At 62.8% G+C, this 19,941-nt stretch carries 27 protein-coding genes and 1 tRNA gene; 12 read left to right on the top strand and 16 right to left on the bottom strand.

What is annotated here, in order from left to right; all coding sequences use genetic code 11:
* Window positions 1-117 precede the first annotated feature (117 nt).
* On the bottom strand, window positions 118-726 hold the full coding sequence (locus R2N11_RS10035) for a TetR/AcrR family transcriptional regulator (protein WP_199030523.1): 609 nt from the start codon (window positions 724-726) through the stop codon (window positions 118-120).
* 122 nt (window positions 727-848) lie between these two features.
* On the opposite strand from R2N11_RS10035, the gene R2N11_RS10030 reads away from it, so the two are divergent.
* A complete protein-coding gene (locus R2N11_RS10030) occupies window positions 849-2,303 on the top strand; it encodes an MFS transporter (protein WP_316680982.1) in 1,455 nt (484 codons plus the stop codon).
* Window positions 2,304-2,311: 8 nt separating this feature from the next.
* Here the strand turns inward: R2N11_RS10030 and R2N11_RS10025 are convergent, their stop codons facing one another.
* Window positions 2,312-2,911, bottom strand: coding sequence for an undecaprenyl-diphosphatase (locus R2N11_RS10025; RefSeq protein WP_316680981.1), 600 nt, complete (start codon window positions 2,909-2,911; stop codon window positions 2,312-2,314).
* A gap of 295 nt (window positions 2,912-3,206) precedes the next feature.
* On the opposite strand from R2N11_RS10025, the gene R2N11_RS10020 reads away from it, so the two are divergent.
* The gene (locus R2N11_RS10020; RefSeq protein ID WP_316680979.1) at window positions 3,207-4,586 is read left to right on the top strand and encodes a sensor domain-containing diguanylate cyclase; all 1,380 of its coding nucleotides are present in this window, start codon (window positions 3,207-3,209) and stop codon (window positions 4,584-4,586) included.
* A 550-nt stretch (window positions 4,587-5,136) separates the two neighbouring features.
* On the opposite strand, the gene R2N11_RS10015 is transcribed toward R2N11_RS10020, so the two are convergent.
* From R2N11_RS10015 to R2N11_RS26390, 4 genes are all read right to left on the bottom strand, one after another.
* The gene (locus R2N11_RS10015) at window positions 5,137-6,015 is read right to left on the bottom strand and encodes a lysophospholipid acyltransferase family protein (RefSeq protein WP_199030527.1); all 879 of its coding nucleotides are present in this window, start codon (window positions 6,013-6,015) and stop codon (window positions 5,137-5,139) included.
* Between the two features lie 96 nt (window positions 6,016-6,111).
* On the bottom strand, window positions 6,112-6,324 hold the full coding sequence (locus R2N11_RS10010; RefSeq protein WP_316680978.1) for a hypothetical protein: 213 nt from the start codon (window positions 6,322-6,324) through the stop codon (window positions 6,112-6,114).
* Window positions 6,325-6,392: 68 nt separating this feature from the next.
* The gene (locus R2N11_RS10005) at window positions 6,393-6,647 is read right to left on the bottom strand and encodes a translation initiation factor 1 (protein ID WP_199030528.1); all 255 of its coding nucleotides are present in this window, start codon (window positions 6,645-6,647) and stop codon (window positions 6,393-6,395) included.
* Window positions 6,648-6,728: 81 nt separating this feature from the next.
* Window positions 6,729-6,965, bottom strand: coding sequence for an isochorismatase (locus R2N11_RS26390; RefSeq protein WP_430715427.1), 237 nt, complete (start codon window positions 6,963-6,965; stop codon window positions 6,729-6,731).
* Window positions 6,966-7,647: 682 nt separating this feature from the next.
* On the opposite strand from R2N11_RS26390, the gene R2N11_RS10000 reads away from it, so the two are divergent.
* The 7 genes from R2N11_RS10000 (at window position 7,648) to R2N11_RS09970 (ending at window position 11,285) form a co-directional block, all read left to right on the top strand.
* A complete protein-coding gene (locus tag R2N11_RS10000) occupies window positions 7,648-7,851 on the top strand; it encodes a cold-shock protein (RefSeq protein WP_199030530.1) in 204 nt (67 codons plus the stop codon).
* A gap of 390 nt (window positions 7,852-8,241) precedes the next feature.
* Window positions 8,242-8,568: a hypothetical protein gene (locus R2N11_RS09995; protein WP_199030531.1), complete on the top strand. Its 327-nt coding sequence runs from the start codon at window positions 8,242-8,244 to the stop codon at window positions 8,566-8,568.
* Between the two features lie 185 nt (window positions 8,569-8,753).
* Window positions 8,754-9,128 carry a hypothetical protein gene (locus R2N11_RS09990; protein WP_316681064.1) on the top strand — a complete coding sequence of 125 codons (375 nt, stop codon included), beginning with the start codon at window positions 8,754-8,756 and terminating at the stop codon, window positions 9,126-9,128.
* Window positions 9,129-9,295: 167 nt separating this feature from the next.
* On the top strand, window positions 9,296-9,433 hold the full coding sequence (locus R2N11_RS09985) for a hypothetical protein (RefSeq protein WP_199030532.1): 138 nt from the start codon (window positions 9,296-9,298) through the stop codon (window positions 9,431-9,433).
* 127 nt (window positions 9,434-9,560) lie between these two features.
* Complete coding sequence (locus tag R2N11_RS09980) at window positions 9,561-9,878, top strand: hypothetical protein (protein WP_199030533.1); 318 nt, start codon at window positions 9,561-9,563, stop codon at window positions 9,876-9,878.
* Window positions 9,879-10,043: 165 nt separating this feature from the next.
* Window positions 10,044-10,328 (top strand): hypothetical protein, encoded by a 285-nt coding sequence (locus R2N11_RS09975; RefSeq protein WP_199030534.1) that lies wholly within the window; start codon window positions 10,044-10,046, stop codon window positions 10,326-10,328.
* Between the two features lie 96 nt (window positions 10,329-10,424).
* Window positions 10,425-11,285, top strand: a complete 861-nt coding sequence (locus tag R2N11_RS09970) for a transglutaminase-like domain-containing protein (RefSeq protein WP_199030535.1) — start codon at window positions 10,425-10,427, stop codon at window positions 11,283-11,285.
* Window positions 11,286-11,300: 15 nt separating this feature from the next.
* Here R2N11_RS09970 and R2N11_RS09965 read toward each other — a convergent pair whose 3' ends face one another.
* Window positions 11,301-11,561 carry a hypothetical protein gene (locus R2N11_RS09965; protein ID WP_199030536.1) on the bottom strand — a complete coding sequence of 87 codons (261 nt, stop codon included), beginning with the start codon at window positions 11,559-11,561 and terminating at the stop codon, window positions 11,301-11,303.
* 834 nt (window positions 11,562-12,395) lie between these two features.
* Between R2N11_RS09965 and R2N11_RS09960 the strand changes: the two genes are divergently transcribed.
* From R2N11_RS09960 to R2N11_RS09950, 3 genes are all read left to right on the top strand, one after another.
* Window positions 12,396-12,794 carry a cupin domain-containing protein gene (locus R2N11_RS09960; protein WP_316680976.1) on the top strand — a complete coding sequence of 133 codons (399 nt, stop codon included), beginning with the start codon at window positions 12,396-12,398 and terminating at the stop codon, window positions 12,792-12,794.
* Window positions 12,795-13,142: 348 nt separating this feature from the next.
* Window positions 13,143-13,442, top strand: a complete 300-nt coding sequence (locus R2N11_RS09955; RefSeq protein ID WP_316680975.1) for a 2Fe-2S iron-sulfur cluster-binding protein — start codon at window positions 13,143-13,145, stop codon at window positions 13,440-13,442.
* A gap of 22 nt (window positions 13,443-13,464) precedes the next feature.
* Window positions 13,465-14,169: an NAD(P)-dependent oxidoreductase gene (locus R2N11_RS09950; RefSeq protein WP_199030539.1), complete on the top strand. Its 705-nt coding sequence runs from the start codon at window positions 13,465-13,467 to the stop codon at window positions 14,167-14,169.
* A 118-nt stretch (window positions 14,170-14,287) separates the two neighbouring features.
* Here the strand turns inward: R2N11_RS09950 and R2N11_RS09945 are convergent, their stop codons facing one another.
* The 9 genes from R2N11_RS09945 to soxY form a co-directional block, all read right to left on the bottom strand.
* Window positions 14,288-14,557: a hypothetical protein gene (locus R2N11_RS09945; protein ID WP_316680974.1), complete on the bottom strand. Its 270-nt coding sequence runs from the start codon at window positions 14,555-14,557 to the stop codon at window positions 14,288-14,290.
* A 229-nt stretch (window positions 14,558-14,786) separates the two neighbouring features.
* A tRNA-Ala gene (locus R2N11_RS09940) sits at window positions 14,787-14,859 on the bottom strand.
* Window positions 14,860-14,906: 47 nt separating this feature from the next.
* Complete coding sequence (soxB, locus tag R2N11_RS09935; RefSeq protein ID WP_316680973.1) at window positions 14,907-16,634, bottom strand: thiosulfohydrolase SoxB; 1,728 nt, start codon at window positions 16,632-16,634, stop codon at window positions 14,907-14,909.
* Complete coding sequence (locus R2N11_RS09930) at window positions 16,631-17,140, bottom strand: TlpA family protein disulfide reductase (protein ID WP_316680972.1); 510 nt, start codon at window positions 17,138-17,140, stop codon at window positions 16,631-16,633. Before R2N11_RS09930 ends, soxB begins: the two co-directional genes overlap by 4 nt.
* Window positions 17,141-17,148: 8 nt before the next feature.
* Window positions 17,149-17,796 carry a sulfur oxidation c-type cytochrome SoxX gene (gene soxX / locus R2N11_RS09925; RefSeq protein WP_316680971.1) on the bottom strand — a complete coding sequence of 216 codons (648 nt, stop codon included), beginning with the start codon at window positions 17,794-17,796 and terminating at the stop codon, window positions 17,149-17,151.
* Window positions 17,793-18,623 carry a sulfur oxidation c-type cytochrome SoxA gene (gene soxA, locus R2N11_RS09920; RefSeq protein WP_316680970.1) on the bottom strand — a complete coding sequence of 277 codons (831 nt, stop codon included), beginning with the start codon at window positions 18,621-18,623 and terminating at the stop codon, window positions 17,793-17,795. Before soxA ends, soxX begins: the two co-directional genes overlap by 4 nt.
* Window positions 18,624-18,642: 19 nt before the next feature.
* Window positions 18,643-19,098: a DsrE family protein gene (locus R2N11_RS09915; RefSeq protein WP_316680969.1), complete on the bottom strand. Its 456-nt coding sequence runs from the start codon at window positions 19,096-19,098 to the stop codon at window positions 18,643-18,645.
* Between the two features lie 19 nt (window positions 19,099-19,117).
* Complete coding sequence (gene soxZ / locus R2N11_RS09910; protein ID WP_316680968.1) at window positions 19,118-19,429, bottom strand: thiosulfate oxidation carrier complex protein SoxZ; 312 nt, start codon at window positions 19,427-19,429, stop codon at window positions 19,118-19,120.
* Window positions 19,430-19,457: 28 nt separating this feature from the next.
* A complete protein-coding gene (soxY, locus tag R2N11_RS09905; RefSeq protein WP_021197223.1) occupies window positions 19,458-19,928 on the bottom strand; it encodes a thiosulfate oxidation carrier protein SoxY in 471 nt (156 codons plus the stop codon).
* Window positions 19,929-19,941: the final 13 nt, after the last annotated feature.

The raw sequence follows: 19,941 nt of genomic DNA, 5'->3' as shown, positions 1-19,941 counted from the left end.
TGATGCGGGCTTGGAAGCCCGCAACGCCATGCATCGCGCAAGTGTAACCAAAGGTGGAGACACGGGAACGGCGCGCCGCAAGGACGTCGCATCCGCGCGTCGCCCCTGGTGCCGGACCTACGCGAGAGCCGCGTCGATGCGCGCCTGCGTGCTGTGCCGCGCCCGCTCGAATACCGCCATGTCCCCCATCAGGAAGGCAACATTGGCGTTGGAACGGAAGGATTCGATCTCGAAAACGAGCTGCTCGACGTCAAGATCGGCGCGCAGTTCACCCGCTGCCTGGCCGGCGATGATCACCTCGCGAAAACGGGCACGCACCGCCTCACGGTGGCCACGCACGCGATCCTGGATGATGCCGGGTCGGGCGCGGTATTCGTAGCTGGCCGCGCAGACAAAGCAACCACCGGGCGACTGCCCACCCGCAACGTAGTCGAACCAGCCTTCGGTCAACGCACGCAGGCGGGCGAGCGGGCTCTGCAGCGCCAGCGCCGGCTGCACCACCGCGCTCAGGTAGTGCACGACGCCGGCGTCGAGCGTGGCGAGCTGCAGCGTCTCCTTGTCGCCAAACAGCACCTGGATGTTGCCCTTGCCCACGCCCGCATCGGTGGCGACGCGGCCAATGGTCAGGCCCTCCAGCCCGTCGGTGGAGGCGATGGCGGTGGCGTGTTCCAGCACTTGGGCGCGCGCACGCTCGCCGCGCACGCGCCGGCCGTCGGTCTCGTTCATGGTGATGCCCTCTGTGTTCTCGAAGCCCGATCTGTGAGTAAGGTCAACGCAATCAGACCTTGACGCGGGGAAACTGCTCTCTAGTATACGTACGACCGTATATTAATAACTGAGATCACCCCATGTCAACGGAATCCCTCGCGGGCAGCCTGGCTGCCGCGTCCACCTCGCCAGCGCGACGCTGGTCCGCGCTGGCTGCGCTGCTGACCGGCAACTTTGTCACCATACTCGACCTGTTCATCGTCAACGTGGTGATTCCGGACATCCGCACCGGGCTGCACGCCAGCTTTGCCGAAATCCAGCTCATCATGGTCGGTTACAGCGCCGCCTATGCGGTGTTCCTGCTCAACGGTGCGCGCCTGGGCGATCTGTTCGGGCGCAAGCGCATGTTCCTGGCGGGCATGGCGGTGTTCACGCTGGCATCGGCCCTGTGCGGGCTGGCAACGAGCGCGTGGATGCTGATTGCGATGCGCGTGGCGCAGGGCCTGGGCGCCGCCATCCTGATGCCACAGGTGATGGCCACCGCGCGCGTGTTGTTTGATGGGGATGAGCGTCGACGCGCGTTCGGGGTGATGGGCGCGGTACAGGGCGCAGCCGCATCGCTGTCACAGCTTGCCGGCGGCTGGCTGATCGGGCATCCGCTGGCGGCAGACATTGGCGGCTGGCGCATGGTGTTTCTGGTCAATGTGCCGATCGGCATTGCAGCGCTGCTGGCAGCGCGGGTGTTTGTTACGGAATCACGTGCCCCGGTGCCAGCGCGGCTGGATGTGCACGGCGCGCTGGCCGGCGCGGTGGCGCTGGGCATGCTGCTGGTGCCCATCATGCAGGGCCGCGAGTTTGGCTGGCCGTGGTGGTCATGGGCGGTGCCGCTGGCCTCGTTGCTGGTGTTCCGGCATTTCGTGCGGTATGAGCAGACGCTGTCGGCCGCGGGCCGCGTGCCCATCATCGAGATCGCGCTGTTTGCCAACCGCAGCTTTGTGATGGGCGTGCTGGCGATCTTCCTCATCTATACGGCCATCAGTTCGTACTTCCTGGCGCTGACGATGCTGCTGCAGTTCGGGCACGGCATGAGCGCCCTGGTGGCCGGAATGGTCTTCACACCTGCGGCCATTGCGTTCTTCACGGGCTCGCTATCCGGGCCACGCCTGACCGAGCGCATCGGACAGCGCGCACTGCTGCTGGGCGTGGCGATCTTTACGGTGGGGCTCACGCTGTCGGCCACGGTGGCGCAGGTGGGTGGCCCGCTGCCGTTGCTGATCGTGGCGCTGGTGCTCAACGGCTTTGGGCAGGGCATGGTGCTGCCGCTGTCGCTCAACACGATCCTCAGCAGCGTGCAGGCCTCGCAGGCCGGCATGGGCGCGGGCGCGGTGACGACCATGCAGGCCGTCGGCAATGCCGTGGGCGTGACCGTGGTGGGGGTGCTGCTGTTCTCGCTGCTTGGTCATGTGGAAGGCGGCAGCTCTGCCGAGCACATTGCACGCTACGGCCATGCATTCGCCCGAGCGACGCTGTACAACGTGGGGGCCACGGCGCTCGCCTTTGTGCTGTTCTGGCGCGCGTGGCGCCGCCATGCGTAGCAGCAGCCTTACTTGCGCACCCAACCGCGCCGCACGCATGGCGCCAGCACCACGCCATGCACCGCCAGCCCGAGGCGGTGCAGCGGCTCTGACAGCGTATGCGCCACGCGGCCGCTGCCTAGCCAAGCGCTCAGCGTGGCCACACCGGCGGCGCCCAGCATGTCGAACGGATAGTGCACCCCCAGGTAGATGCGCGCCCAGGCCATCGGCAGGCCCAGCAGCGCCAACCAGACGCCCACGCGACGCAGACGCGCGTCCCACATCAGGCTGAACGCGACCGTCCACCACACCGTCAAGTGGTCGCTCGGAAACGAGGAATCCGCCGCATGCGGCAGCAGATTGGTCCCCAGACCGATCTCAAACGGCCGCGGGTGATACCAGACCAGGCTGAATCCCGCGCTGATGAGCAGTGCCAGAGCGGTCGCCAACGCGGTCTGCAGCGCACGGCGGCGCGACGTCGGCTCGCCCCACAGCCAGCAGGCCACAAGCGTCAGCGGCGCCAGCCAGATCAGGTACTCCGCAAAAGACATCGCTAGCCAGAACGTCGTGGGGGCTGGGTCGGTTGGGGCGTTAAGCCAGAGAAACAGGGTGTGATTGAGTGATTCCATACCGCATCGGCCTGCAGGCCGGGTTGATTCGACAGCTCCGGTTTGTCCCGCGCACAGTACGGGGCGTTCCCTTCAATTCCCTTGGAGCCTGCCTGCCCGTAAGGCTACGGCGACAGACTTAGGCAAATCACAGGGCTACCCAAATCGCTGCCTAGGCTTTTCGCCCCGCCGGCCCGTGCCTATGATGGAGACTCCCAGGCAGCACGCACCCATCGCCGATCGCCACCCCGGCACCGCTGGAGCACACAGCGGGCAACGGACCGAGCGGACACCGATGACCAAACCGGGGGGTTGGATGGAAAGTTTCCTGATCCAGCGGGCCACGCGCCGGCAGTCAGCCTTTGCCGGCGTGATTGCCTTGCTGATCCTGCTGACGCTAGCCGTGGCCGCGCCCCGGGCCGGCCTGCCATGGCCCGCCATCACCCCGTTCATGCCGATGTGCGCATTGACGGTCTTTACCACCGCCTGTATCGCCGCCTTCCTGTTGGGGGCCCAGTTCACCGTCACGCGCCAGCCGATGCTGGGCGCGCTGGGCGGCGCCTATGCCTTCACCGCGCTGGCCGTGGCCCTGCAGTTGCTGATGTTTCCGGGCGTGTTCTCGCCCACCGGCCTGTTCGGCGCCCGCCCGACCAGTTCGGTATGGATGTGGGTGTTCTGGCACGGCGGCTTTCCACTGTTCGTGATCCTGGCGGTGCTCACGCGTGACCGGTTCTCGCGCGATGCGGTCTCTACCCGGTACGTGGCCTTGTGGGCATGGCTGTTGATCGGCGGGCCGGTGGTCGTTGGCGCGCTGCTGTGCGGCGTCGCCCTGATGGCGAATCTGCCGCCGCCGTTGGCGTCATCCACAGGAGGGGCGATTGCCAGCAACCCCGTCGCGGTGGTCCTGTGGGCGATCAACGCGATTGCCGTGCTGGCGGTGCTCGCGAGCGGCCGCCTGCGCGCCGTGCTGGACGTATGGCTGGCGATTGCCGCGCTCGCGTGCTTTACCGATACGAGCCTGAACCTGCTGAGCTCAGACCGCTTTACCGTGGGCTGGTACGTGGCGCGCCTGTTCAGCATGCTCGCCCCTGGGGTGCTGGTGTGCGTGCTGGTGTGGGAAGTGACGGCGCTGTACCGGCGGCTGTTCGAGGCGCACGTGTCGTTGCGGCAGGCCTCCATGCATGACGCGCTCACCGGTCTGTACAACCGCAGCTACTTCAGCGAACAGATCGGCGTGCGTATGGGCACTGCCAAACGCAACGGGCAACCGCTGTCGCTCATCATGGTGGATGTGGACCACTTCAAGCGCTACAACGACGCGTTCGGCCACCTTAAAGGCGATGCCTGCCTGGCGGCCGTGGCGGCCGCACTCTCGGGCGTCGTGCGCCGCCCCGGCGATTTCATCGCGCGCTACGGCGGCGAAGAGTTCGTCATTGTGTTGCCCGACACCGGTCCGACCGACGCACAGGCATTGGCCGAGCGCGCGCGTGAAGCGGTGATGCGCCTGCGCATCGAGGCTGCTGCGCCTTCACGCTATGTCACGGTCAGCGCCGGCTGTGCCACCGCCACGCCCGGCAGCACAGCCTTCTCCACCGATACGCTGATCGAGACGGCCGATGCGGCGCTGTACCAAGCCAAGGCGGCGGGACGCAATCTCGTCATCAGCGCACAGGCCATGGCCACCGCGGTGATGTGACCCTGAAACGGCAGGCCACCGAAGACACAGAACGCTGCCTGTTCGATTTCCTCGATCGCGCATTGCAGGTCAAACGTCCTTGCGTTGGTCGCCTGCAATCAAGGCGCACACTCACACGCCTGCTTTCTGTCTCTGTTTACTTCTTTCTTTATATAAAGATAGTAGTAGTAGATAACGGTGGATAAGTTCTGTGGATAGGTGCAAAAACTGCTTTTGCATCAATGCCTTGCGAAATGCACAACCGTTCGGACAGCATGTGCCGTTACGTGGATGAGTTCGGTAGATCGCGTCGCACCCTGTGCAACCGCGCAGAAGTTATTCCTGTGCTGTGGACAACCTAACCCCGGAGAGCCAACACGCTTTTCCCTTGAGTTTTCCACAGCGGGAGGTGGGAGTTATCCACATTGCGGCATGGCTCAGCTGCGAACCTGCGGTGTATTGAAGATGCGTTGCGATGCTTCGAGTCGCTGCCAACTACACGAGGCTTGCCTCTTTCGACTGGAGCGCAGACACGATCGGCGCAGTTGGTGAGGCAAAGAATGCAATCCGCTTATGCGGTGCCCGTAGGAGCAGCTGGCGCACCAGCGGGCACCTTGTATCGGTTGTAGCCCCATAGGTACTGTTGAGGAAAGCGCCTGACCATCTCTTCCATTTCGGCATTGATCCACGCAGCCTGGGCTTCGGCGCTCTGGGGAAGCGGCCCCGTCAGGCGCTTCACGTGCATCCGCCAGCCACGCCCACCGGGCAGCCGCTCGCCGGCGGCCACGATCAGGGCCGCGTTCGTCTGCTGAGCGAGCTTGCCTGGCAACGTCATGGTGTACGCCAAGCGGCCAAAGAATGGGACCCACACACCGTCGCCCTTCGGGGCTTGATCAGGAAGAAGACCAACCGCGTCCCCCTGTCGCAACGCGCGTACAAACGATCGCACACCTTGCGCTGTTGCTGGCACCGTCTTCAAGTTCGACGTTGCGCGTACGGCATCCAGCAGGCCGCGCAGCATGGCTTTGCGATGCGGGCGAAACATGATCGTCAACGGAATGCGTTGCGCCGCATAGCGAGCAGCCAGTTCAAAGCAGCCAAGATGGGGGGTGAGCATGATGAGCCCGTTGCGCTCGGCCAAGGCTTGCTCGATGACGTCCCAGTCCTCACAAATCACCTGGGTCATGCACGCTTCGCTCTGAAACCAGACACGTGCCAGTTCGCTCATCATTGCGCCGGTTTCTGCCGCTGCCTGCCGTGCAAAGCGGGGCTCTTTAAATCCAGCCTGCGCAGCATTGCGCTGGACATGGCGGCGATATCCACCCGGTATGGCATAGACGATCCGACCGAACGCGCGTCCGATGCCATGGATTACAGGCAGTGGCAGTGAGGAGAACAGCCTCAAGAGCGTCGGCAGCGCGCGCTGAGCAAGCTGGGAAGGGCGATGCATGGTGTTGCACTCCGGGAGTGAGTTGCCTGACGCGCCGCTAAGCGTTACGCAAGGCGTCAGCTGAAACGGCAGAGGCTAGCGAACCAATGAAGACGCCTACTGATCAAGCGACCATCCTGGGTTGGGCACGTTTTTCCCTTCGCGATAGGTCCAGCTCGCGCCGCACGTGCGGCATGTGAATGTGCTCACCGTGACGGCCGCTGTCTTGGAAGCTTTGATGCGCTGGGTATCGGTGATTCGTAGGAAGGCATGGCCCGATGCACCAAGTCGGTGGACTTCAATTGCAAGGCAAGCGTGGCAGAGTGTCATGCCAACTCCTCTCTCAAATAACGTGGAACCGATGTAGCGCGCGGGCATTCGTCCGCTTCGTCTTCGGTCTAGACGCCAAAGACAGGAGCGCCATACTTCAACAGCAATTGCTCGATCTGGCTCATGTCATCGATGCGCGGTGTTCTGTCTTCTGTCACGCGTGACGGGCCGCCATACACGGCAGCCACATGTCTGCGCACCGTCAGTACATCATTGGCCGGTGGCGCGACGATGACGGCATCGCCAGGCTCGTGCCGGTAGCTGCCATCTTTCCAGCCCTCGGGCGTGAGATGCAGCTCTTCCCATTCATCACTAACAGACATCGTGATTTCCTTCTCGTTGATTCTGGGGTGGCGCCTGCCGGTGCAGCAAGCGGAAAAGCCGCCAGAGGCGGCTTGTGCGATTCAGTTCTTGTCACGGGGGGCTAGACGTGCGATGGCTGCTCTTCCTGCAAGCCGGGCCGCATGTCTTGCGAGTGCTTCTGTGCGATGTACGTTGTGGCGCATCGAGACGTTGGCGAGGATGCGCTCGACGCCATCGCTGTACTCATTGATGAGATAGGTGGCAAACCAGACGCCTGGTTCTTGCTCAATCGGGTACACGGACACCGTGTAGGGGGATGGGACTTGGACTTGGTTCAATCGACTGCTAGGTTTCGGGCGAAAGCTGATAGCAAGCGTGGTGAGACAAGGCAAACCACTTCTTGCTGATGACGTACGCCACGATGGGTAAGGCCAACGCCGTTGTGCCATGCGTATAGGTGCATGGCGCAAGCATTGGCGGCGAGGTGACCGTACTTGCGTACGCTGGCACGCCTAGTACATGCGTGCCGGATACGGAGCGGATAAGCCGCCGGTCTGGTAGGTGGTGGGCTACGTGGCCCAGGACGATTCGGGTGTACGCCCGACGGGTAGCCGGGGCTGTGTCGTCTTGTTTTGCCCGGCCCCCGGCCCGATCGATTCGAGAAACGGGCAAAGGTGGCACATGGTAACAGTTTCCCGCAACCACTGCTTCGTGCGAGCCTGGTGCGTCTGCCTCAAACGGTGCGCTCGCTCCCTGATGTGCAAAGGCTGCGATGCATGCGCAACATGGGGGCGAGCGACCAAGCGCGGTCGCAACCACATTCATGCGCTATTTCGAGGTTGATTGTCTTTTTCATTGACAAAACCTTGCGATACCGGTAGAAGTGGCAGCGCAGGCTTTTCAAGCAGTTACTCCGATGTTTTGGGTTGTCACGTCGAGCGACACCTTTTTCTCTTTGTGCTTCCTTGATCGTCATGCCTGGTGAGCACGAGCTCATCCAGAATGTTTAAGGAATCCAACATGGAAACCGGTATCGTAAAGTGGTTCAACGACTCCAAGGGCTTCGGCTTCATCACTCCTGACGCGGGCGGCAACGATCTGTTTGCGCATTTCTCTGAAGTTCAGGGCAATGGGTTCAAGTCGCTTCAAGAAGGGCAGAAGGTCAGTTTTGTATCAGGCGTCGGCCAGAAAGGCCCGGTTGCGACCAAGATTGCACTGATCTGATCGCTCTCGCCAGCCAATAAAAAACCCCGCCACGCGGGGTTTTTTTTTCGTATCCGCATATGGCCGCGTACCCGACATGCAGCGCACGCAGTGGGTACCGTGGGTGGCTGTCTTGAACGACACGCCCGGACCGCACCTGCTCAATTGCAGTGCTTCGGAAGATAGTGACGTCGTCGTGCAGTTATGGGAGTACAGTGGGGCACCAACAATAGCGCGCCGGATCTTGCATTCGTTGATACGAAAGCATTGTTATCCGCACTTGCAATCACAGCGCTCGGTGCCGCCTCCTCCGCTGGATCAAGCCTTGCACGCTGTCATCCTCGCCTGTTCCGCACACGGACGCTTGCCCGTTGATGCTCTGACTCGCGATGTCGGTCATGGAGACCCGTGATGCTCGATCTTGTCGCGTTTACCAAGCCGGTGCTCGATGAAATTACCGGGCAGGATGTACGGACCTGGAACGCCAGCCCGAGCGTGCTGGCAGCAAACTGGCAGGTACCTGAACTCGACAGCCGCATCTGGCGTGTGAGAACGCTCACGATCGCATTCACGCACGATGTCATGAATCAGTTGCTGCACGCGGACCGCCAAGACCTTTGTCAGCTGCAACGCATGCTTGACCGCGTTCTACGGGCACGCCTGGGCGTGCATGCCCAGACAGACCTCGGAAGTCGGGCGCTCACGCTTACCGTCGATCGTCTTGGGGGGGATTCCTAGCCGCCCGGGCCACTCAACGGAATCGCCATTCACAGTCACTGTCGGCGCCTTGCCGGGCATCGGCCGTGCCCACGACCAGTTGGAGCCATGCATGAATGCAAGCCCGTCAGCTACGTACAAAGGTTTCGACCTGTTGATCTTGCGTTGGAGAGGAGTGTTGTGTGCATGACCAGTCCGGAAACAAAATGACTCATACGTCGGACAAGACGAGCTTTCTTTGCACACTGCCTGGAGCAGCCAAAGGCATGGCGTATTCCATCACCGTTGGCTTTATCGAGACTGGGCACCCGAACTGTGTGCAATTCACCAGTTTCGTAGGTGAAGGAAGGCGATCTTTCAGGGTGTTGGCAAGCGCGTCGGATATGCCATTCGCAGCTACGCGCAGCGTTGAAAGCTTTTGTCGATTGGCGATCGGGCAAGTGATCCGGGACAGCCTCTACGCTAAGACTGTCGAGGGTGACCATATTCTCGACATGTGCGCACAGCCCTGGGAAGGCGAGCTCAGGATCGCGGGCTCGAGGCGCTCGCAAGGGCCGCTGCGCCCGCAATCACTGGGCTGACGCGCATTGTCGGCCCAATGATCGCCGCAGGCGCCCAGTAGGCGTGAGGTGCCTTCGGCAAGCATTGCCAATCGCATCACACCCTGCGGAAGATATTCCCCTTTGCCGAGGGTGAAGCGCGTATGCTGGGGCTGCCATCTGGCAAGCAATGCAACAGGAGTACCACCATGGCCAAGAGTCAATTGCGCGGCAACCGCGAAGTGAAAAAGCCTAAGCAACCGAAGAAACCAGCGGTGCCGGCGACTCCGTTCAGCACAGTTCAATCGCGGGTCGCCAGCGAGGTTGCCACCAAGAAGAAGACGTAGTCGCGTTGGCCGCAGACCTGTCATGCAAGGCCGATGCGGGCCGATACGTCAAGCGTGACGCTTTTTATCGCGACGTTAACCATCTGCATTGAACGTCAAAAGCGCAGACCGACTCGGGAGGCGCACCATGATCCACCGCGACACACATCAGACATTCCGGGGGCTTCCGCTAACAACCGAGCAAGAAGCGGAAGTCCGTCATTACTTGAACGTGCAGCGCCGGCTGGGCAAACCATGGAATACCCCTGAGTTGCGGGCGATGCTCAAAGATATGCTTCTGCCACCCAGTACCGAGGACGACGGCCGGAGCGCCGCCACGCAGGAGGCATCGGCCGCTGCGGAGCGCGCAGCCACGCTCGTGGACGAGGCCATGGAGCCCATTGAGGCGTACGAGGAATGGATCGCCGCCATGGAAACCGAGAACATGAAAAAAGATGCGCACTAGGTGCGCGCATCGGCGAGACTCAGGCCAAGCGCGATAGCTTTGTGACAGCAAGGGGGCATCCGCGTTGTCGCGCAAAGCCCGATGGCTTACCACCGGGCGACGGATAGTTCGATGGCGCGCGCGGAAAGAGCGTACAGTGGGCTACCTCTTTCAGTGGAGATTGCTGTGGATGCCTATCCAACTTGTCGCTACAAGGGGTTCGATGTTTATCCCCTGATCTACCTGTTTGACCCGCCTCGTGAATGGCATGAGCGGCGTCCGGATCGGACTTACAGCGCCTCCGTGTTGATCTGCCTGGCAGGCGAGCCGCCGAGTACAGAACACTCTCGCATCTTCCCGCTGCAGGCGATCCAATGGGAGAGCATCGGAACGGCCAAACGTGCAGCTGCAAAGATGGCCGAAGACATCATCGATGGATTTGTGCCAGGCCAATCCATGATTGCCGAGTAGCTGCACCAGACCTGCGGCCAGTGCCGGTGCTGCGTCGCCCATTACCTGCCTTCGCCGACAACCAAGCGATGCTGGAGACAGGCAGCAGGAGGTCGTATGGTCCGCATGCGCTATGCGGTCGGTTTGACTTATGAGGTGCGTGACCCGACCGCCGACTTCATCTTCAATTTCCACGCCGCACAAACAGCGCGCCAGGCGGTCATCACCGAGTCATTGCAGTTGACCCCGGCGTTGCCAGTTGAGCCCCACACGGAACCCACGCTGCTCAATCGACGCCTGCGTGTGCGGGCGCCCAGGGGGCACTTCTCTGTCAGCTACGCTGCAACCGTCAACATCGACCATCTGCTGACACCCCCTGAGCAGTTGTTCGAAGTCCCCATCGCAGATCTCCCGCTGGATGTCATCACATACCTGGCCCCCAGTCGCTATTGCGAATCGGATCGCCTCATGGAATTTGCGCTGCGGGAGTTCGGTGGTTATCAACGTGGGTACCCGCTTGTCATCACGATTCGGGACTGGGTCTGCGGCTACGTGCGATTTTCCCCTCACTCTACAAACGAGTGCACGTCTGCTGTGAGCACGCTCGTTGAGCGCAAAGGTGTGTGCCGGGACTACGCACACCTCATGATCGCCCTGTGCCGCGCACTGAGTATTCCGGCGCGCTTTTCGAGTAGCCTCGACTACGGTGCTGATCCGCTGATGGGTCCACCGGATTTTCACGCGTTTGTAGAAGTGTTTCTGGGGCATCGATGGAATTTGGTCGATCCATCGAATGCGTCAATGCCCATGGGGCTACTGCGAATCGGTACGGGGCGTGACGCAGCGGATGTCCCCATTTCCATGGTCTTCGGCAATGTCAAACCATCGCGACCGCTGGTGGAAATTCAGGCCATTGCATGCGATGCGCCAGGATTCAGCATGCCAATCGACACGGCACAGGGGATCAGCACATGGTGAGGGGGCGATCGTAGCTCACCACTCATCTGTTGCAGGCGGCGTCTCTTCAACACCAAGGATCACATCGATCGCCGCTCGCCCAGCCAACTCGCCAATCAGGTGCGCCCAACGTCGAGAAAAGGGGCCGCCGTGGACTTTGATGCGTTTACCAATGGCTGCGACGCCGGGCGACTGTACCGGGCCTTCGATACAAAACCATAAATCAAACATGCCCTCGGATGCGCCTACAAGCTCCATGTGAATTTCGTAACCACGGTACTTGGTCGTACGAGTCATCGCGCTACTCCCGTTGCTGGTCGCGATCGCATGTGCAAGAGTAGGGTCCAGAATTTTTGGCCGCAATGACTTTTACGATATAAGCCACGAGGGTTCTGTTGTGTCGAGACACGATCAACGTGGAGCAACTTGCAGGCCGAGCGGTTCAGCGATTCTGATTCTGCGGATTGGGCTCTGAGCGCCGATGGCTGCGGGCAGACCACGCATCGCGACCCAGTGCGCACGGCATTCGAGTCTCGGTCCTGCAGATCTGGGGCATCGGCCCGCGCGGTTGCTCCATGGGCCTCCGAGCACCGCAGTTTTCGGTTCGTATGTCGCCCTCAAACACCTGATGTCGGAAAAGGCGCTTCTGCTGATTCGTACCGCATCATGAGGAAGCTTCCGTCACTAAGTGGTTCAATCTCGATCTTCTTGGTCGTGCCTGGGCCCGAGCCCCGACCGTCAAGGGACTTCCGTGTTGGCGCCCAAATCAGCATAAGTAACTCCCATCCGTTTTGGTACCCGGCAATCGCGGCTGTTAGGTTGGCTAACGGCGGCTCCTGGCTGCGGATTCAACCGGTCGATGGCAGCTCTCGACCCCGAAGCTGACCTTCAAGCTCGCCGAAAGCGGTCATTCAACTCACTCAAGGCGCGCTGTGGCTTATTGATTAGGGCTGCAAGTTCCGGGTTGTCGCCCCACCCCGTCCTCAGCAGGGGCGTTGCGCTGCGATCGCGATTCGTTCCAGCGTATCGCCAAGGTGTTGCGCGAAAGCATGCGCTCTGGCGCTCATGTCGCCACGCGATGGGTGGACGAGGTAGAGACCCTGCAGAGTGGCGTCCTGCAGCGGTGGGTGAATGCAGACCCTCGTTATCGCCGGAACGGCCGACACAGACACGGGCGGTATCGACGCTCCATACACTGTGATGGAAATGCGAATCGGAACACGCGGAGGTGCACCTGCGCATCGCTCACTGGACGAGGACAAGACCTTTGTCGTGCTGGAAGGCTTGCTCGAATTCCAGATCGGCGAGACCGTTCAGAACGTATCCCCGCGAGCAGTGGTTACGGTCGCGCGCGGCGACGTACACGGCTTCAACAATCAGGCAGACGTGGACGCGCGCATGCTGCTGATATCCGCGCCGGCAGGTCATGACGCATTCTTTCGCGCGATGGCTGCGCTGCCGACGCCCCACGATATCGAGGCAGTGCGGCGCATCTGCGAACAAAATCGGCAGGTGATCGTGGGCATATGAGCACGGATGCCGAAACAGTGGTGCCTCGGCAAGAGGCTGCGCTCACAGAACAACAAAAATTGAGGGGCTATTGTGCAGCGTGCCCCCGCCCTGCCAGTCAGACGCGCGATTTCACGGACGTGAAACTCCTTATCCGGCCACAGCAGGAGTAAACCCGGCACGCGACGCCGGTAGTGGCTGAAAAGGAAGGGAGCGAGAGCTTGTCGCACAACCGGCTACGATTGCAGCTGAAATAGCGACATCTGCTTGGGCTATTTCGATGGGCACAGATGCTGCCTGACGCACTCGCCGTTTCAGTTATCCTTGCCGCTTCGCGTTGTCACCCGCCCGTCGGCCTTTGCCCGCCGCATGACCGAAACCGATCCATCCCACCGCGTCCGCGTCGAACCGCTCGGCGTCAGCTTCGACGCGCCGGAATCGCTGACTCTGCTCGAAGCCGGTGGCTTCGCTGGTGTGTCGCTGCCGCGCTCGTGCCGCAACGGCACCTGCCGAAGCTGCCTCTGCCGGATCGTCAGCGGCACCGTCCGCTACACGATCGAATGGCCGGGCCTGAGCCGCGAGGAAAAAGCCAAAGGCTACACGCTGCCGTGCGTCGCGATCGCGACGTCTGACGTCATCGTCGACGTGCCCGATGCGACCGTGGTGTAAGTCCGCAGCCTCCATTACGCTCATGACGAATCCACCCGCCAGCCCGCCGCCCCTCCTCCCGCGTCATGTCGCGGTGATCGGCGCAGCGGGCGGCCTCGGCCAAGCCATCCTGCGCATCTGCCGCGCCGAGGGCATCCGTTTCACCGCCATCGTCCGTTCCAGGCCCGAGCGGATCGCCGACGTGCCGGCCGGCTGCCGCGTCGCCGTCGTCCGTTCGCTCGCGGACCGCGCCGCGCTCACCGATGCATTCGCCGGCACCGACGCGGTGCTCACCGCGCTCGGCGTCACGCCGACGAGCGACGATCCATCCTCGCGGCTTTCCGCGAATATGGACACGGTAAACGCGTCGATGCGTGCAGCGGATGTCGACCGCATCGTCGTGGTCAATACGCTGCTGACAGCGCCGCCGGGCGAACCGCCGAGTCGCGCGATCCGGTTCTTTTCGCACGTACCCGGCCGGATCGGCCGAGGCGCGGCCGAATTGCAGGCCGTCGTCGACGCGCTCGGCAACGGCGCGTTCGCGTCGCTGCGCTGGACGCTCGTGCGCGCGGCCGTCAATGCGCGCGGCAAGGACGAACGCCCGGCCGCGTCGGTAGACGCGAACGGCACACGCAACAACAGCCTGATGCCGGTGTCGTATGACGCAATGGGAAGATGGATGCTCGAAGAAGCGGCGGCGAACGCGTTCGTACGCCAGGCGCCGAAGGTGTCGCGGCAGCGAAACTGATCTCGCGTTCGGAGCGAACGCGGGCCGCCGGGGGTGTCAGGTTTTCCGTGCCATCCAGCAACGCGCATAGCGCCGTTAGTTTCTCCGGTCCCGAGTTGACACGCGAGAACCGCCTCGTTCACCTCGTTACCGGCGACCGGCTTTCACTGACTGCGGGCTCTTCCACATTAAGACTCAAATTCAGATCGTCGCCAATCAGGAACGTGAGAGAGTGGCCGACCGATGCCTCGTGTTCGTCGCTGATGTCTGCGGCAAGATATTCAGGCCCGTTGTAACGCATCCTTGTCTTCAGCACGAGCAGGATGCCATTGAGTGCTGCACGGTCCGAGACCGGCAGACGCCCAACCGCACAGCAAGCGGCTGTTGATACCGGTTGGCGCGTCGCCATTCGGTCTCCAGCGCACTGTCAAATGCGCGTCGTGTCGCCAAGCCGCCGCTGCCGCGGAGGCATTGGAGGAGCAGGCGGACGAGCTACGCCGTGGGGTGGCAGTGTTCCGCGTGACGGTATAGGAAGCCCTTTCTTGAGAGCGATTGCACGGTCCGGCGAAGAGCATTTCTTCGTCGGGCCCCGTTCTTTGCTCTCTGGGTCAGGAGAACCGTTGGGCTTCAGGGAAGTGTGGACCGAAGGAGGATCGAACTCCCGACCTCCGCATTGCGAACGCGGCGCTCTCCCAGCTGAGCTATCGGCCCGTGAAAAATCAGTCTACTCGAAATTTCGGGGCGCCTTCAATCGCGGGTCAACCCGCCCCCGACTCCATCCCCGGGTTGTTCTCCATACCGACGATGCGCGGCGTATTCAGGGGCCGTGCGCTCACTTCGCGTTGGTCGCGCAGCCAGTCGGCCAGCACATCCCACACCGGGCGGCCGCCGGCCTTGCGCGCTTCGGGTGACACGGCGGCCCAGCCGGCCACCTTGTAGCGGCGGTCGGCATCGAGCGGCGTGTCACCCAGGCGCATGTCGGTAATGCGCTGGCCCATCGGCTTCATCGGATCGATGGTGTAGCGCAGGCCACCGGTGCGCACCATGTCGCCGCCTTGCTGGTAGTACGGGTCGGGGTTGAACAGGTTGTCGGCCACGTCTTCAAGCACGGTCTTGATGGTGGCGCCCGTCATCTCGGTAAGCGTGGTGGCCGGGTACGTGATGGCGGTCTGGGCCATCAGCGCTTCCATCGTCAGCGCTTCGCCGGGCAGTAGCGTGGTGCCCCAGCGGAAGCCGGGCGAGAAGGCAATCTCCGCGCCCTGCGCGTGCATCAGGCCGTCGACGATGAGCTGGTCGAACGTGCCGTTGAAGTTGCCGCGCCGGTACAGCAGGCCGCGGTTGACGGCGAGCGTCTCACCCAGCTTGTTCTTGTACGGCGCACGCACGCGCTCGATGAGCGCTGACATGGCCGGATCGGGCGGCAGCAGATCAGCGAAGACGGGCAACAGCGTGTAGCGGACGCCCTGCACCGCACCGCCACGCACATCCAGATCGAGCACGCCGACAAACTTGCCGTTGGCACCCGCGTTGGTGACCAGCGTCACGCCGCCAGGGTTGCTGACCTTGACCGGCGCCGGCACCGCATCGTGCGTGTGGCCACCGAGGATCGCATCCAACCCACGCACGCGCGAGGCGAGCTTTAAGTCGACATCCATGCCGTTGTGCGACAGCAGGACGACCACCTTGGCGCCCTTGCTGCGCGCCTCGTCAATCATCTTCTGCAGCCGTTCTTCCTGAATGCCGAAGGTCCAATCGGGCGTGAAATCGGCCGGATGTGCAATCGGCGTGTAGGGGAATGCCTGGCCGATGATGGCGACCGGCACGCCGTTCAGCTCGCGCAACACGTACGGATCGAACACCGGATCGCCAAAGTCGGCGGTCTGGATGTTCTGCGCGACGAAGGCGACTTTGTTCTTGAAGTCGTGATCGACCACGTGGCGCACGCGATCGGCGCCGTAGGTCATTTCCCAGTGCGGGGTCATGACGTCCACGCCGAGCGCGAGGGCCGCATCGACCATGTCCTGACCGTTGGTCCACAGCGATGTGGCCGAGCCCTGCCACGTGTCGCCACCGTCGAGCAGCAGCGCATTCGGGCGCGTGGCGCGCAAGCGTTTGATGAGCGTGGCCAGATGCGCGAAGCCGCCCATGCGGCCATAGCGGCGTGCGGCTTCGGTGAAATCGAGCGAGGTGAAGGCGTGCGCAGCCCGTGTGCCGGGCGTAATGCCGTAATGCTTGAGCAGCGCGTGCCCGACCAGATGCGGCGGCTGCCCGGCCCATTGCGCCACGCCCAGGTTCATGTTGGGCTCGCGGTACTCAATGGGCAGCAACTGCGCGTGGCAGTCGGTGAAGTGCAGCAGGTGGACGTTGCCGAAGCGCGGTAGGTCGTAGGCAACCTCAGCGTCGACATTCGCGGCGTGGGCGTCGGTCAGGCGCAAGCCGGCGGCTGCGGCTATCGCCAGGGCTTGAACGAATTCGCGGCGGTTCATTTCTTGTTGTTGTGCGCCGGGTGGGCGTACTGTGCGAGGTCGGCTACGTCGTCTTCGAGCATCTCGCCGACTTCCTTGCGCACCACGCGGCCGTTGCCGTCGAGCACGAGCAGCTCCGGCAAGCCCTTGCGCGGGCCGGTGGCGGCGCACAGTGCGTCGGTTTCCATCGTCACCGGAAAGGTGAAGCCGCGCTTGGCGACGTAGTCTTTCGCGAGCTGCGGGTTGGCGTCGATGCTGATGGTGAGGATGCGCAGGTCGGTGCCGCGCGTGGCGTCATACAACTTTTGCAGGCGCGGGTTCTGCAGCGCGCAGAACGGGCACCACGACGCCCACGTGGCGATGATGACCGGATGCCCGCGCCATGCGTTGCCCGACACACGCGTGCCGTCGAGCAATTGCACGTCGGGCATCGTCACCACATCACCCACTTCGACGGCTTGTGCAGTGCTGGCGGCAAACGCCATCGCCACTGCCAGCCACACCATGAACCGTCGAACCGTGCGCATGATGGGTCCTACTGATTGACCGGCGAGGCCGGATCAAACAACAGCGCCATCACATCGCGGATCTGCTGCTCAGTGAGGATGCCTTTGTGCCCGAAGCGCGGCATGTTGGAGCACGCCGCATACGCGTTGGAGTTGTAGATCTTGCCCCATGTGTAGCGCAGGATCGCCTCCGAATCGCCACGCAGCTTGCCGTACTGGTACAGCGACGGGCCAATGGTGCCGTACGACACTTCGTCTTTCGACAGGCGGTGGCACGCATAGCAGTTGGCCCCGTTGACTGTGCCGGCCGGGTCGGAGAACTGCATGCCGCGGCCGCTCTGCGCGGTCTTCTCGCCTTCCTTCCAGTCACCCAGCCACTTGTTGTCAGCGGGGTAGTGGATGGTCTTCGTCTGCGCGTCTTCCAATTTCTTGGCGACGGCAGCCGGCACCGCGTTGCGATCAGCGAACTGGCTGCAGATCTTCTGCACGTCGTCGCGCTCGATCACGCCTTCCACAGTGGCCGGGCCCTTGGAGACAAAGCTTTCGTGGATGACCTTGGCGAGTGCGGCGTCGGCCTTGGCATCCGGTTTGGGCGGCGTAATGGCATCCGCAGCGTGTGCGGTGCCGGTAACGAGTGCCAGTGCGATGAGGGTCGTTCGGAACATATGCAGCCTCATCGTTTGATCGACGGCGCGTCCATCTTGCCGCCGTTGGCGTTGCGGGCGAGGAACAGCTCCAGCGCGGTGATGACCTCGCTGCCATAGAGCGGTTCTGGAAAGCGCTGCTGGCGCAGGCAGTCGTACAGGCGGTGCTGCATCGTGCGCACCTCGCCTTGCGAGACGCGATAGCCGGGCCATGTGGAATACGCGAAGCGCGCACCCTCCGCCGTCAGCAGATCGGGCAGTTCCTGCAGGCGGATGCGCAAACCCGGCTGGGCGTGGCAGGTGGCACAGGCAAAGTCATACGCGCCCCCGCGATAGAAGAACATGCGGCGGCCGAGTTCGTACACGCGCTTTTCTTCCGGATGGGCGAGCGGAATGTCGATGGCCGCGCCGCGCGATTCCGAGGTGATGTACGCCATCAGCCGCTCGATGTCCGACGACTTGCCCGGCGATGAGAACGGGCGGGCCGAAGCCTCCTCTTTCGTCAGCCCCTGCAGCGTCATGCGGCAATACATGAGGCGCTGTTCGGCATCCATCACGCGGCCGGTGTCCTTGAAGAGGCGCGGCAGCTTGGCGTAGGCACCCTTGACCACGCCGGGGCCAAGGCCTAGGTCACACGCTTCGAGCGATGCCTGTTTGGGGCCAGCGGGCTTCTTCCAGAGTTCTTCGCCAGCGGCTTCCCAGAGTTCGGCCGGGTTGCCGTCGGCCAACATCTCGCGGTACTGCGCGATGCCGGCGGCGACGCTGTCCTTCTGGTCCTTTGCGTCCTGCGCATGTGCCACCAGGGCAATGCTGGCCGCCAGCGCCGCGGCCAGCGCGACGATTCGTTTGGTGCGTTTCACCGTCCCCTCCGTGGGTCGCCTACGGTTTGATATAGGCGAAACCTTCTTCTTGCTGCAAGCGGGTGATCTCCACCACACCGGCGGGCACCACTTTGGCTTCGAGCAGCAGCTTGTCTTCCGGCACCTTGAAGGCCATCAGCGAGTTGTGGCACACGCGAAACTCCACGCCCATGCTGGCCAGCGCGGCGACGGGTGCGTCGAACGGGCGGCCCTGTGCGTCCTTGGCCCCTTCGACGAGGAATTCGATGCCGTGCCCCAGCGCCACCACCACGATCTTCGTGCCGGGTGCGCCGTTGAGGTGGTTGCGCAGGTTACCGATCGCGCGCATGGCTTGGTCGATGCCTTCGCTCAGTTGGTACACCACCTTGTAGCGGGCACCAGCGCCGCCGGCACGGGGTGCGGTCTGCGCGGCGGCCTTGCCGGCCACGCCCAACGCTGCCAGCGCAGCGGTCACACGGAAGAAACTGCGTCGCATGGCAGCCTCCTGAAAAGCGTTATTGGATTGCGGTCTCGTCGGTGCGCTTGTCGCCGTGGTTGTCGACCCACGTGACCGTCACCTTGTCGCCCTTGGCGCCGCCCTTGAACTTGAAATTGAGGAACGGATCCTTCGACACGGCCGGGCCGAACTGCCCATCCAGCACCGTCTTGCCGTTATGCTGCACCGTCACGTTGGTGATGTGCCAGGCCGGCACGATCTTGCCGGCGGCGTCTTTGCGCTGGCCGGTTTCCATATCGTGCTTCATCAGGATCTTCACGTCGGTTGTGCCGCCGTTTTCCATTGCGCGAATGCGCATCGGGTCTGCCATGGTGTGCTCCTTGTCCTGATCCTGATTCTTAACCGCCGCAGCCACCAAGGGTGACCTTCACTTCCTTGCTTGCGAGCACCCACTTGCCGTTGGCACGCACCGCTGCGTAGACCATCGAGGTCTCGCCCATCTTTACGCGCGTGCTCACAAACGGGTCGGTGCCGGCAGGAATGGCAAACGTGGCGGCCAGCGTGTTCGGGTTCTTTTCCACCAGGATGGCAATCAGGTCCGTGCCCGGCAGCGTGCTGGTCACCACCAGCGGCACTACGGCGCCGTTCTCGGCGATGTCCGGCGCGGTGAGCTGGATACCAGCGCCACCCTTGTCCACAGCGCCGCCGCCCAGTTGCTTGAGCACGTCGTTCACGCCCTTGATGGCGAAGGCAGTCTTGTTCCACTCGGCGGCCTGTGCCGGGGTGGCGAGGCCGGCGGATACGAGCAGCGCCATCATGGCACCCGCGCGCAGCACATCTCGGCGGGAGAGGTTCACAGAATCGGTCATTGCCCTGTCCTCG

Source organism: Ralstonia flaminis (assembly GCF_958415495.1).
Taxonomy (GTDB): Bacteria; Pseudomonadota; Gammaproteobacteria; order Burkholderiales; family Burkholderiaceae; genus Ralstonia; species Ralstonia flaminis.
This window is presented reverse-complemented; position numbering and strand designations above follow the sequence as displayed.

Excerpts from the sequence above, each read along its gene's own strand:
- R2N11_RS10035 (WP_199030523.1), bottom strand. The coding sequence starts at position 726 with ATGAACGAGACCGACGGCCGGCGCGTGCGCGGCGAGCGTGCGCGCGCC.
- R2N11_RS10030 (WP_316680982.1), top strand. The coding sequence starts at position 849 with ATGTCAACGGAATCCCTCGCGGGCAGCCTGGCTGCCGCGTCCACCTCG.
- R2N11_RS10025 (WP_316680981.1), bottom strand. The coding sequence starts at position 2,911 with ATGGAATCACTCAATCACACCCTGTTTCTCTGGCTTAACGCCCCAACC.
- R2N11_RS10020 (WP_316680979.1), top strand. The coding sequence starts at position 3,207 with ATGGAAAGTTTCCTGATCCAGCGGGCCACGCGCCGGCAGTCAGCCTTT.
- R2N11_RS10015 (WP_199030527.1), bottom strand. The coding sequence starts at position 6,015 with ATGCATCGCCCTTCCCAGCTTGCTCAGCGCGCGCTGCCGACGCTCTTG.
- R2N11_RS10010 (WP_316680978.1), bottom strand. The coding sequence starts at position 6,324 with ATGACACTCTGCCACGCTTGCCTTGCAATTGAAGTCCACCGACTTGGT.
- R2N11_RS10005 (WP_199030528.1), bottom strand. The coding sequence starts at position 6,647 with ATGTCTGTTAGTGATGAATGGGAAGAGCTGCATCTCACGCCCGAGGGC.
- R2N11_RS10000 (WP_199030530.1), top strand. The coding sequence starts at position 7,648 with ATGGAAACCGGTATCGTAAAGTGGTTCAACGACTCCAAGGGCTTCGGC.
- R2N11_RS09995 (WP_199030531.1), top strand. The coding sequence starts at position 8,242 with ATGCTCGATCTTGTCGCGTTTACCAAGCCGGTGCTCGATGAAATTACC.
- R2N11_RS09990 (WP_316681064.1), top strand. The coding sequence starts at position 8,754 with ATGACTCATACGTCGGACAAGACGAGCTTTCTTTGCACACTGCCTGGA.
- R2N11_RS09985 (WP_199030532.1), top strand. The coding sequence starts at position 9,296 with ATGGCCAAGAGTCAATTGCGCGGCAACCGCGAAGTGAAAAAGCCTAAG.
- R2N11_RS09980 (WP_199030533.1), top strand. The coding sequence starts at position 9,561 with ATGATCCACCGCGACACACATCAGACATTCCGGGGGCTTCCGCTAACA.
- R2N11_RS09970 (WP_199030535.1), top strand. The coding sequence starts at position 10,425 with ATGGTCCGCATGCGCTATGCGGTCGGTTTGACTTATGAGGTGCGTGAC.
- R2N11_RS09965 (WP_199030536.1), bottom strand. The coding sequence starts at position 11,561 with ATGACTCGTACGACCAAGTACCGTGGTTACGAAATTCACATGGAGCTT.
- R2N11_RS09960 (WP_316680976.1), top strand. The coding sequence starts at position 12,396 with ATGCAGACCCTCGTTATCGCCGGAACGGCCGACACAGACACGGGCGGT.
- R2N11_RS09955 (WP_316680975.1), top strand. The coding sequence starts at position 13,143 with ATGACCGAAACCGATCCATCCCACCGCGTCCGCGTCGAACCGCTCGGC.
- R2N11_RS09950 (WP_199030539.1), top strand. The coding sequence starts at position 13,465 with ATGACGAATCCACCCGCCAGCCCGCCGCCCCTCCTCCCGCGTCATGTC.
- R2N11_RS09945 (WP_316680974.1), bottom strand. The coding sequence starts at position 14,557 with ATGGCGACGCGCCAACCGGTATCAACAGCCGCTTGCTGTGCGGTTGGG.
- soxB (WP_316680973.1), bottom strand. The coding sequence starts at position 16,634 with ATGAACCGCCGCGAATTCGTTCAAGCCCTGGCGATAGCCGCAGCCGCC.
- R2N11_RS09930 (WP_316680972.1), bottom strand. The coding sequence starts at position 17,140 with ATGCGCACGGTTCGACGGTTCATGGTGTGGCTGGCAGTGGCGATGGCG.
- soxX (WP_316680971.1), bottom strand. The coding sequence starts at position 17,796 with ATGAGGCTGCATATGTTCCGAACGACCCTCATCGCACTGGCACTCGTT.
- R2N11_RS09915 (WP_316680969.1), bottom strand. The coding sequence starts at position 19,098 with ATGCGACGCAGTTTCTTCCGTGTGACCGCTGCGCTGGCAGCGTTGGGC.
- soxZ (WP_316680968.1), bottom strand. The coding sequence starts at position 19,429 with ATGGCAGACCCGATGCGCATTCGCGCAATGGAAAACGGCGGCACAACC.
- soxY (WP_021197223.1), bottom strand. The coding sequence starts at position 19,928 with ATGACCGATTCTGTGAACCTCTCCCGCCGAGATGTGCTGCGCGCGGGT.